This window comes from Paraburkholderia sp. BR13439, from assembly GCF_040948805.1.
Lineage (GTDB): Bacteria > Pseudomonadota > Gammaproteobacteria > Burkholderiales > Burkholderiaceae > Paraburkholderia > Paraburkholderia youngii.
In genome coordinates, this window is record NZ_JBFPKN010000108.1 from 1 (window position 1) to 1,514 (window position 1,514).

1 protein-coding gene is annotated in these 1,514 nt (G+C 70.4%); it reads left to right on the forward strand.

What is annotated here, in order from left to right:
* The coding region (locus AB3X96_RS42360; RefSeq protein WP_368594391.1) for a condensation domain-containing protein at window positions 1-1,514 on the forward strand (1,514 nt) is incomplete at both ends.

The following is a 1,514-nucleotide window of genomic DNA, read 5'->3' on the forward strand; positions in this document are numbered from 1 at the left end:
ATGCGTATGCGCGGCGGGGTTACGAGGCGCCGCGCGGGGAGCTCGAGACGGTGCTGGCGCAGCTGTGGGCGGAGCTGCTGGGTCTGGAGCGGGTCGGTCGGCATGACCACTTCTTCGAGCTGGGCGGCCATTCGCTGCTGGCCGTGCAACTGATGGAGCGGCTGCGGCAGCGCTCGCTGGGAGTAGAGGTGCGCACGCTGTTCGCGCGGCCGGTGCTGGCCGATCTGGCGGCCAGCCTGGGCAGCCATCAGGAGGTCGCGGTCCCCGCCAACCTGATTACCGCGCACAGTACGGCGATCACCCCCGGGATGCTGCCGCTCATCGGGCTGAGCCAGGCGGAGATCGACCGGGTGGTGGCCACGGTGCCCGGGGGGCTGGCCAACATCCAGGACATCTATGCTCTCTCGCCGCTGCAGGAGGGCATCCTGTTCCATCACCTGCTGGCCAGCCAGGGCGATCCATACCTGCTGGTCTCGCAGATGGCATTTGCCGGTCGTGGCCAGCTGGAGCGCTATCTGGCGGCAGTGCAGCGGGTGGTGGACCGGCACGATATCCTGCGCACGTCGTTTGTGTGGGAGGGGCTGTCCGCTCCGGCGCAGGTGGTGTGGCGCCAGGCGCGGCTGGAGGTGGTGGAGGTTGAACTGGACGAGGCGGAGGGGCCGGCTCCCGAGCAGCTGCGGCGCCGGTTCGATCCGCGCGGGCAGCGCATCGATCTGGGGCGGGCGCCACTGATACGGTGTGTGACGGCCCGGGAGCCGGACAGCGGGCGCTGGCTGCTGCTGGAGCTGCAGCATCATCTGATCGGCGATCACACCACCTCAGAGGTAATGCATGCGGAGGTCCGGAGCGTGCTGGGAGGACGCGGGCACGAGCTGGCCGAGCCGCAGCCATTCCGTAACCTGATAGCGCAGGCGCGGCTGGGTGTGGGAGAGCAGGCGCATGAGCAGTTCTTCCGGGAGATGCTCTCGGAGATTGACGGGCCGACGCTGCCGTTCGGGCTGGGCGAGGTGCGCGGCGAGGGCAGCGGGGTGGACGAGGCGCGGCGGCAGTTGCCGCAGGCGCTTAACGACCGGCTGCGGCAGCAGGCGCGGCGGCTGGGGGTGAGCGTGGCCAGCCTGTGCCATCTGGCGTGGGCGCAGGTGGTGGCGCGCAGCAGCGGCCGCGAGCAGGTGGTGTTCGGCACGGTGCTGTTCGGGCGCATGCATGGTGGCACGGGCGCGGACCGGGCGATGGGCCTGTTCATGAACACGCTGCCGGTGCGGCTCGACGTGGATGGAACCGGGGTCGAGGAGAGTGTGCGTCGCACACACGCGCGGCTGGCGGAGCTGCTAACCCACGAGCATGCCCCGCTGGCGCTGGCGCAGCGCTGCAGCGGCGTTGCGGCGCCTGCGCCGCTGTTTGGCGCGCTGCTGAACTATCGCCACAATACGCTGGCGGCGCTCCCGGGCGTCGTGGGGGACGATGTCCTGGACGGCATGGAGTGGCTGGGTGCGCAGGAGCGCACCAACTATCCC